Here is an 8,944-nt window from a genome sequence, read left to right on the forward strand (position 1 = left end):
GACGTGAAGGCGCTGCACATCATCACCGGTCTGGGCGTCGGCGGCGCGGAGCAGCAACTGCGGCTGCTGCTGCGGCATCTGCCGGTCGACTGCGACGTGGTGACGCTGACCAATCCGGGCCCGGTCGCCGACGGTCTGACCGCCGACGGCGTCCGGGTCACCCATCTCGGCATGGCCGGCAACCGCGATCTCGCCGCGCTCCCCCGGCTGGTGCGGGTGATCCGCGGGGGCGGCTACGACCTCGTGCACACCCATCTCTACCGGGCCTGCGTCTACGGCCGGATCGCCGCCCGGCTGGCGGGGGTCCGCGCGGTCGTCGCCACCGAGCACTCGCTCGGCGACTCGCAGATGGAGGGCAGACGGCTCTCCGCCGGCGTGCGCGCCCTCTACCTCGCCAGCGAGCGGCTCGGCCGGTCCACGGTCGCCGTGTCGCCGACCGTCGCCGACCGGCTGAAGCGCTGGGGGGTGCCGGCCCCGCGGATCGAGGTCGTGCCCAACGGCATCGACCTCGCGGGCTTCCGCTTCGACGCGGACCTGCGCGAGCTGACCCGGCGGCGGCTCGGGCTGCCGGAGGACGCGTACGTCGTCGGGGGCGTCGGCCGGCTCGCGGCGAGCAAGCGGTTCGACGTGCTGATCCGCGCCCTGGCCCAGCTCCCGGACGACTGCTGGCTGTTGGTGGTCGGCGGCGGTGCCGAGGAGAGCGTGCTGCGGCGGGCCGCGCAGCGCGCCGGGGTCGCCGACCGGGTGCTGCTCACCGGGGAGCGCCCGGCCGCGGGGGCCCCCGGCACCGATCTGCCCTCCCTGATGAACGCCATGGACGTGCTCGCCTCGCCCAGCGCCGAGGAGGCCTTCGGGCTCGCGGTGGTGGAGGCGATGGCGTCCGGGCTGCCCGTGCTCTATGTCTCCTGCCCGGCGATCGAGGACCTGCCCCCGGAATCGACCGCGGGCGCCCGACGCGTCCAGGGGGGCGCGGAGTCGTTCGTACGCGCCCTGCTGGATGTCCGCGCGGAGGGCGCGCGCTCCCGCGCGGTCCCCGCCGCCGCCCAGCACTACTGCATCACCCGCAGCGCCGCCCAGCTCATGGACGTGTACGCGGCCGCCGTCTCCAGCACGCCCTCGCCGACCCCGCCCCTGGGAGTGAGTTCCGTATGACCGACCGTACGCCCGAACACCCGACCGACAGCCCGACCCGCGGGTCGGCTCCCCTCCCCCGTGCCCGGTCCCTGCCCCCGTGGTCCCTACTCGCCGCCGGCGCACTGCTCGGAGGGCTGGCGGGGGGCGCGTACGGCGTGGTGAAGGCGCCCGTGTACACCGCCACGAGCTATGTCGTCGCCGTGCCCGGCGAGGGTTCGGACCCCCAGTCGGCGCTCGGTTTCGCCCAGGCGTACGGGCGGGTCGCGACCCAGGTCGCGGTGCTCGGGGACGCCCAGGTGTGGGCGGGGGTGCCGATCGAGACGCTGCGGAGGAACGTGCGGACGGCGACGTCGCCGGACGCGCCGATGGTCGCCGTGTCGGCCACCTCCGCGCGCCCGGACCTCGCCGTCGACATGGCCAACGCCGTCTCACGGGCCCTGACCCGGCACGCCAACGACTCCGAGCGGTCGACGCGCGTCGAACTGCAGGAGTTCGCCCGCGCGGCCAAACCGACCGAGCCGTCCTCGGCGTCGTCGACGGTGACCGGCCTGGTGGGCGCCGCCGCCGGCGGGCTGCTCGGCGGGCTCGCCCTGCTGGTCCGGCCCCGGCGCACCCCACGGACACCGCCCGCCGCCTCCGTACCGGGTCCCGCTCTCGCCGCCGACACCCACGGCCAGCTGTGACCAGCACCCTGCACACGAGGGCGAGCACCACCCTGCGCGCCGAACTCTGCACCGACGAGGGCGAGTTCGGCGACCTGAGCGAGGCCTGGGGCCGGCTGTACCGGCGCTGCGGCGCGGCCACCCCGTTCCAGAACCACGCCTGGCTGCACTCCTGGTGGCTGTCGTACGGCACCCCCGGCAGACTCCGTCTGGTCCTGGTCCGCGACGGGGACGAGCTGCGCGCGGTCGCCCCGTTGATGCTCGTGCGGCGTCCGCTGCCCACCCTCGTCCCGCTCGGCTGCCCCATCTCGGACTTCGCGGACGTCCTCCTCGACGACGAGCACGCCGAGCAGGCGGCGGAGGCGCTCGCCGAGGGGCTGTCGGTGGTCGCCCGGACGGCGCTGATCGACTTCCGCGAGGTACGGCCGGGCGCCGCCGTCGAACGGATCTACGACCGCTGGCGGGGTCCGCGCCGCAAGGTGGCCGACTCGGTCTGTCTGGAGCTGCCCGCCCAGCCCATGGACGAGCTGCTCAAGCGGCTGCCGAACTCACGGGCCCAGCGGGTGCGCGCCAAGCTCCGCAAGCTCGGCGACCTCGGTATCGAGCCGCGTGCCGTGCGCGCCGACGAGGTGGACACGGCGCTGCGGACGATGCTGGACCTGCACCGGCTCCAGTGGCAGGACCGCAAGGTGACGACCGAGCACATGCGGCCCCGTTTCTCCGAGCATCTGGTCCGCTCGGTCGAGCCGATGGTGCGCTCGGGGGACGCCGTGGTGACCGAGTTCCGGCTGGGCGGCGACGTCCTGGCCGTCGACGTCACCCTGCTGTCGCGCCGGCTGGCGGGCGGCTACCTCTACGGCGCCCACCCCCGGCTGCGCGAACGCAAGGCGGATGTCGCCACCATGCTGCTCGACGCCTGTGCCCGGCAGGTCGGCTCCGGCGCCCAGCAGGTGCTGAGCCTGCTGCGGGGCGCCGAGCCGTACAAACTGCGCTGGCGCCCGGACACCGTCGTCAACCAGCGGCTGCTGCTCGCCCGCCGCCGCACCGCACCGCTGCTGTCGGCGGCGGCGTGCGACGCGGCGGCCCGCGGCCAGGGCAAGGAGCTGGTCCGCCGCTGGCGCGCGCGCAAGGACGCGAAGAACTCGGAGAGCCCGAAGCCGGGGAGCCCGAAGCCGGAGCGCGCGAAGAAGGACCGCGGTGACGGCGGCGGGCGATGAGCGGCCCGCCGCCGTCGGCGGATCACCGGTAGCGCGCCCACCAGTCCGTGCGGATGCAGAGCTTCCCGCCGAGCCAGTACTCCACCCAGTCGCCCAGTTCCAGCGGCGAGCAGTTCGGCGGGCGTACGGGCGTGGTGGGCGCCGGCTTCGGCGTGGGGGTCGGCGTCGGGGTGGGTGTGGGTGTGGGCGTCGGCTTCGGGGTGGCGGACGCGTCCGTGTCACGGCCGAAGAGCATCGACCGGTACACCGCGGCCGCCTTCGGGTTGGCCGCGCACTGCCAGACACCGTGCGGGCAGTAGTCCGTGAGCGTGTTGTAGAGCGGCTTGTGCTCGTCCATCCAGGCGAGCATGCGCCGCATGTACTCCGGGTTGTCGCCGTTGCGGAAGAGTCCCCATTCCGCATAGGAGATGGGCTTCTTGTGCGCCTTCGCGAAATCGACGTGTGCCTGCAGACCGTACGGTTCCTTCACCTGCTCGTCGAAGGTGATTCCGCGCGGCTGGTCGTAGGAGTCCATGCCGATGATGTCGACCGTGTCGTCCCCCGGATAGCACTGCGTCCAGGGAACGGCGTCCCGGCCGCGGTTCGGGGTCCAGTCGAACTTGAACTTCTGGCCCGGCACCGCGCGCATCGTGGTGACGATCCTGTTCCAGTACTTCTTCCAGCTCTCCGGGTCGGGCCCGCAGCGATGGGTGTACGTGATGCCGTTCATCTCCCAGCCGAGCACGATCACCGTGTCCGGGATCTTCAGCTCGACCAGTCGCTCCGCGAGCCGGCGGTAGTGGTGGTCGAACCGCCCGGCGGCGGCGCGGCGCAGCAGCGCGCGGACCTCCCAGTCGGAGACGCCCTCCTCGTTGCGCTCCATCATGGGCACGTTGAGGACGAACATCCGGTCGTCCTCGTCGCGCCGCCACTCCGCCCAGGAGTCCAGGAAGCCGGGCAGTCCCTCGATGTTGGACCAGCGGTCGCCCGGCAGATAGGTGTGCGCCACCCGCAGGTCGGAGCCGCCCAGCCAGTCGCTCAGCTCGGCGATCCGGGCGACGCCGCGGGGGCCGTAGTGCAGATAGGCGCCGATGGCCGGCAGTTCCTCGGGAGCCTTCGGGGTCTCGGAGGGAGTGGCCGGCAGGGGCGAGACGCCCTGCGGCGCGACGGACGCGCCCGGGACGAGGGGCGTCGTCGGTGCGGCCGGGACCGTCGGGGCGGCCGAGACCGGCGAAGTGGCCGCGGCCGTGGGGGTGGCCGCGGCCGCCGGTGTCGGTGGGTCGGTCGCCCGGCCCACTGTCCGCGCGCCTCCGGCGTACACCGGGACGGACACGAGGGCGAACGACGCGACCACGCCGGCCGCGACGAGCGCCAGCCGTCTGCCGCGGGGCCTCCTGTGCCGGTGCCGCCGCTGTTGTGGAGCCATGTCCGCTCCCCTCTCCGCTTTCTTCACTTCACTGCTTTCCGCCGCCGATTTCCACCTACTGACAATCAGTCATACGAATATGAATTCCGCCAACTGGGGCTCCGGCCTTCGGGTGCCCGAATCGCCCGCACGGGTGACCCGACGTCAAAGAAATGTGCGAGGACCCCGACGAAATGAATGTGCCGCCGCTCGACACCCGCGTTCCGGCCGTACTGCTGCGGACGGACCGTAATCCCTTCCACCACGGAACCCTGGGCGCCGTACGCTCCTTGGGCCGGGCCGGGGTGGAGGTGCATCTGGTCGCCGACTGCGCGGCGAGCCCGGTGCGCAGCTCGCGGTTCCTCCGCGCCACCCACGCCCCGCCCCGCCCGGGGGCCCGACTCGACGAGTTCGCGGACGTCCTGCGCCGGGTGGCGGACCGGGTCGGCCGTCCGGCCGTCCTGATCGCCCTGGACGACGCGAGCGCGGTGGCCGTCGCCCGGCTGCGCGCGGACCTGACGGACCGTTTCCTGTTGCCGGACCAGCCGCCCGACCTCGCCGAGCAGGTGGCGGACAAGGCCGAACTCGCCGCGCTGTGCGGGCGCCTGGGCCTCCCGCACCCCGCGACCGCGGTCCCCGACAGCGCGGCGGAGGCGGAGGCCGCCGCCCGCGAGCTGGGCCTGCCGGTGGTGGCCAAGTGGAGCCGCCCGTGGCTGCTGCCCGCCGGCGTGGGACTGCGCAGCACGGTGGTGGTGCGCTCCGCCGGGGAGGCGGCCGCCCTGTACCGGCGTTCGGAGCAGGCGGGCAGCCGGCTGCTGCTGCAGGCCTTCCTGCCGCCGGGCCTGGACCGCGACTGGTTCTTCCACGGCTACGTGGACAGCGCCGGAGTCGTGCGCTGCGGCGGGCCCGGCCGGAAGCTGAGCGCCTGGCCGCCCGGCGCGGGCCTGACCACCGTCGGCCGCTGGACGCCGAACCCGCGGGTCCAGGCCCTGGCCGAGCGGTTGACCGGCGCGCTCGGCTACCGGGGCGTCTTCGACCTCGACTTCCGCCGTGAGGGCCGGACCGACGTCTACCACCTGCTCGACTTCAACCCTCGTCCCGGCGCCCAGTTCCGGCTCTTCACCGACAGCGCCGGCGTCGACGTCGTACGCGCCCTGCACCTGGACCTGACCGGCCGTCGGGTGCCGGACGGGGCGCCGGTGCCGGGCCGGACCTTCGTCGTGGAGAACTACGCGCCGCTGACCGCGCTGCGCCCCCATCCGCTCCGCTGTCCGCCGCCCCGGCCGGGCGCGCGTGAGCTGGCCTGGTACGCGCGGGACGACCGCGCCCCCGGCCTCGCACTGTGGTCCCTGTGGCCCCGCCACGCGCTCGGCCGACTGCTGGCGCCCCGCACGCCCCCTCCCGTCCCGACCGAGCCCACCCCCGACCACCACGTCCTCGACCACCACGTCCCCGACCGGAAAGCGAGCAGCGCCTGATGTACGACCTGCTGGTGGTGGGCGCCGGCCCGTACGGCCTGTCCATCGCGTCCCACGCCGCGGCCGCCGGGCTGAGCCTGCGCGTCCTCGGCCGTCCCATGGCGTCCTGGCGCGACCACATGCCGCCCGGCATGTTCCTCAAGTCCGAGCCCTGGGCCTCCAACCTCTCCGATCCCGAGGGGCGTTGGCGCCTGGACGTGTACTGCGCGCAGCGGGGCGTCGACGCCCGCCACGGTCTGCCGATCCCGGTCGGCACCTTCGCCTCGTACGGCCTGTGGTTCGCCCGGAACGCCCTTCCGCCCGTCGACGAGCGGACGGTGACGCTCCTTCGGCGCCGCTGCGGCGGCTTCGAGGCGGTCCTCGCCGACGGCGAGGTGGTACGCGCCCGCACGGTGGTTCTCGCCGTCGGCGTGATCCCCTTCGTCGAAGTCCCGCCGGTGCTGCGTGAGTTGTCGGGCGACCTGGTCTCCCACAGCAGCCACCACCGCGACCTCGGCCGGTTCCGGGGCATGGACGTCACGGTGATCGGCGGTGGTCAGGCGGCCCTGGAGACGGCCGCACTCCTCGCCGAACAGGGCACCCGGGCGCGGGTCCTGGCCCGCTCCCCCCTGCTCCGGTGGAACGACGTGCCGCCCCCGCTGGTACGCCCTCTGCGGCACTCGCTCCGCTCCCCGCACAGCGGCCTGGGCTGCGGCTGGCGCAACTGGTTCTACGCCGAGCGGCCCGGCTGGTACCGCAGGCTGCCGGAGGCGCGCCGTGTCCGGGTCGCCGCCGAGGCGCTGGGACCGGCGGGTGCCTGGTGGGTGCGCGACCGCGTCGAGCGCACCGTCGAGGTACGGCTCGGCCAGGAGGTCGCGGTGGCGTACGAGACGGGCGGCGCCGTACGCCTGGAGACGGTGGGCCGGGACGGTGAGCTGACCTCGCTGGACACCCAGCACGTCATCGCGGCCACGGGTTTCCGGGCCCGCTGCGACCGGCTCGACCTGCTGGCGCCGGAGGTGCGGGCGGACCTCGCGCCCCTGCCGGACGGCTCGCCCGCGGTCGGGCGGGACTTCGAGTCCTCGGTCCCCGGCCTGTTCCTGGCGGGCCTGACCACCGCCGCCGGCTTCGGCCCCGCGATGCGCTTCGTGCACGGCGCGTCGTTCACGGCTCCCACCCTCGTACGAGGGGTACGCCGGCGGTTGCGGTCAGGGGCGCCCGGGGGCCGGATCCCCGTGCCGGGGGCGCGGGCCGACCTGGCCTCCACCGCCGGGTCCTGACGGGTTCGGGTGCCGGGCGGCGCGCCTCCCGGCACCCGGCGCGCTCACCGTACGGTCATCGGCCGGAAGCGGCCCGGCCCCGCCGGTAGACGATGGCCCCGCCCGCGATCAGCGCGAAGCTGGCGACCCCGGCGGCGAGCAGCGCCTCGCGGTCGCTGCCGGTCTCGGGGAGCTGGGGCGGCTTGGTGGGCGGCATCGTCGGCGGGTGCGTGGGCGGGTGCGTGGAGTGCGGCGGCATCGTCGGCGGCTTCGTCGGGTGCGGGGGCTTGGTGGGGGGATTCGTCGGCGGCTTCGTCGGGTGCGGCGACTGCGTGGGGGGCTTGGTGGAGTGCGGGGGCTTCGTCGGCGGATGCGTCGAGTGCGGCGGCTTCGTCGGCGGCGTGGTCGGCGGCTTCGTGGGGTGCCGAGGCTTCGTCGGCGGGTTCGTCGGCGGCTTGGTCGGGTGCGGGGGCTTGGTGGGCGGGTGCGTCGGCGGGTGGTCGCCGTAACCGCCCTCGGTCTCCTCGTCGTCCGGCTGGTCGCCGTAGCCGCCGGAGGACTCGTCGTCGTGCCCGTAGCCGCCGTCGTCCCAGTCCTGGGTGAACTCCTCGTACGCCGAGCTGTCGTCGTGCGTCCCGGGCTCGTCGTACGTCCCGTGGTCGGCGGGCCCCTGCCACGCGTCGGGCTCCGTGTACTCCTCGTACGACGGCGGCGCCCAGGAGTCCTCGGGTTCCGGCGCCGAGGAGACCGACTCCTCGGGACGGGACGTGGGCGCCGGGGTGTACGCGGGCTCCGCGACCGGCGCGGCGTGCCGCTCCGGGGCGCTCTCGGCGCTCTTCTTGGTGCTCTTGGCGCTCTCCGGGGCGTGGTCGCCGGTGGTGCCGCACGCGTTGTCGACGGACGGGTTGCCGACGGCGGCGGGATCGACCGTGTTGCCGCAGATGTTCACCGGGACGGTGACCGGCACCTCGACCGCGTTGCCCGAGGCTACGCCGGGCGAGTTCGCGGCGGCCCCGTGCGCGCCCGTGTCCGCGAGGACCGGCGTGCCGTAGAGGGACAGCAGGCCTGTCGTCGCGGCGGCCACGACCATTCTCTTGCGCAGGGTCTGTCGCATCTCGTGTTCTTCCTGCTTGCAGAAGTGGGGAAAGCCGGCCTTGGAGCCGTTGAGGACACTCCAAGACCGGCTGAGGCACAGCCGAGCGGCTGGTGCGAGGCGTTACGACGTCAGTCGTTGACGCACACGTTGCCGGCTGCCGGGTTGAGCAGACCGATGACGTTGATGGTGTTACCGCACACGTTGACGGGGATGTGGATCGGAACCTGCACCACGTTCCCCGAGAGGACGCCCGGGGACCCGATGGCGGCACCCTTGGCCTCGGCGTCCGCGAAGGCCGGGGTGGCCATGCTCACGGCCATGATCGCGCCGGCGACGACGGCAGCGCTCTTCTTGAGCTTCACGTCATTTCCCTTCTCTGCGGTCATGCCTTGATTGACGGCCGAAACCGAGCGAGCACAGCATGGACGGCTCGCATCATGACCTGCAGCCTGTGAAACGAGGAATAGACAGCGGAAGAAACTTCCGAACGCGGAGCGTAGGGCAATTCACCCAATCGCCCCGGGAGATCATCGGAAAGGCGTATCGATGCCACCCGAATACCGCGCCTGGGGGCAGGCGAACGACTCGGGCCGAACGCACCACGCGCGACCCGAGTCGTGTGACGATCTTCCGATCAGTTCTTGCCGCCGCCGTTGCCGTTGTCCGAGAGGATCGGGATGTCGGACAGGATGTGCGACAGGGGCTCGTCACCCTTGGCCTGGGTGGAGTTCTCGG

The 8,944-nt window shown here is 73.7% G+C and carries 8 protein-coding genes and 1 pseudogene; 5 read left to right on the plus strand and 4 right to left on the minus strand.

Annotation, left to right across the window (positions count from 1 at the left end):
• Window positions 1-3: 3 nt before the first annotated feature.
• From ACZ52C_RS35850 to ACZ52C_RS35860, 3 genes are read left to right on the plus strand one after another with little or no spacing between them, the layout of a single operon-like run.
• Window positions 4-1,152: a glycosyltransferase gene (locus ACZ52C_RS35850; protein ID WP_469078709.1), complete on the plus strand. Its 1,149-nt coding sequence runs from the start codon at window positions 4-6 to the stop codon at window positions 1,150-1,152.
• Window positions 1,149-1,817 (plus strand): YveK family protein, encoded by a 669-nt coding sequence (locus tag ACZ52C_RS35855; protein ID WP_469078710.1) that lies wholly within the window; start codon window positions 1,149-1,151, stop codon window positions 1,815-1,817. The genes ACZ52C_RS35850 and ACZ52C_RS35855 overlap by 4 nt, the downstream gene beginning before the upstream one ends.
• Window positions 1,814-3,013, plus strand: a complete 1,200-nt coding sequence (locus ACZ52C_RS35860) for a GNAT family N-acetyltransferase (RefSeq protein ID WP_469078711.1) — start codon at window positions 1,814-1,816, stop codon at window positions 3,011-3,013. Before ACZ52C_RS35855 ends, ACZ52C_RS35860 begins: the two co-directional genes overlap by 4 nt.
• A gap of 22 nt (window positions 3,014-3,035) precedes the next feature.
• On the opposite strand, the gene ACZ52C_RS35865 is transcribed toward ACZ52C_RS35860, so the two are convergent.
• Window positions 3,036-4,418, minus strand: coding sequence for a glycoside hydrolase family 26 protein (locus ACZ52C_RS35865; RefSeq protein WP_469078712.1), 1,383 nt, complete (start codon window positions 4,416-4,418; stop codon window positions 3,036-3,038).
• A 173-nt stretch (window positions 4,419-4,591) separates the two neighbouring features.
• On the opposite strand from ACZ52C_RS35865, the gene ACZ52C_RS35870 reads away from it, so the two are divergent.
• On the plus strand, window positions 4,592-5,875 hold the full coding sequence (locus ACZ52C_RS35870) for a carboxylate--amine ligase (RefSeq protein WP_469078713.1): 1,284 nt from the start codon (window positions 4,592-4,594) through the stop codon (window positions 5,873-5,875).
• The gene (locus tag ACZ52C_RS35875) at window positions 5,875-7,134 is read left to right on the plus strand and encodes an NAD(P)-binding domain-containing protein (protein ID WP_469078714.1); all 1,260 of its coding nucleotides are present in this window, start codon (window positions 5,875-5,877) and stop codon (window positions 7,132-7,134) included. The genes ACZ52C_RS35870 and ACZ52C_RS35875 overlap by 1 nt, the downstream gene beginning before the upstream one ends.
• A 55-nt stretch (window positions 7,135-7,189) precedes the next feature.
• On the opposite strand, the gene ACZ52C_RS35880 is transcribed toward ACZ52C_RS35875, so the two are convergent.
• The 3 genes and pseudogenes from ACZ52C_RS35880 to ACZ52C_RS35890 form a co-directional block, all read right to left on the minus strand.
• Window positions 7,190-8,227 carry a chaplin gene (locus ACZ52C_RS35880; protein WP_469078715.1) on the minus strand — a complete coding sequence of 346 codons (1,038 nt, stop codon included), beginning with the start codon at window positions 8,225-8,227 and terminating at the stop codon, window positions 7,190-7,192.
• A 110-nt stretch (window positions 8,228-8,337) separates the two neighbouring features.
• On the minus strand, window positions 8,338-8,595 hold the full coding sequence (locus ACZ52C_RS35885; protein ID WP_045557617.1) for a chaplin: 258 nt from the start codon (window positions 8,593-8,595) through the stop codon (window positions 8,338-8,340).
• A gap of 248 nt (window positions 8,596-8,843) precedes the next feature.
• A pseudogene (locus ACZ52C_RS35890) lies at window positions 8,844-8,944 on the minus strand (rodlin); the annotation flags it as partial.

The sequence above is a fragment of the Streptomyces sp. NPDC034049 genome, from assembly GCF_055575575.1.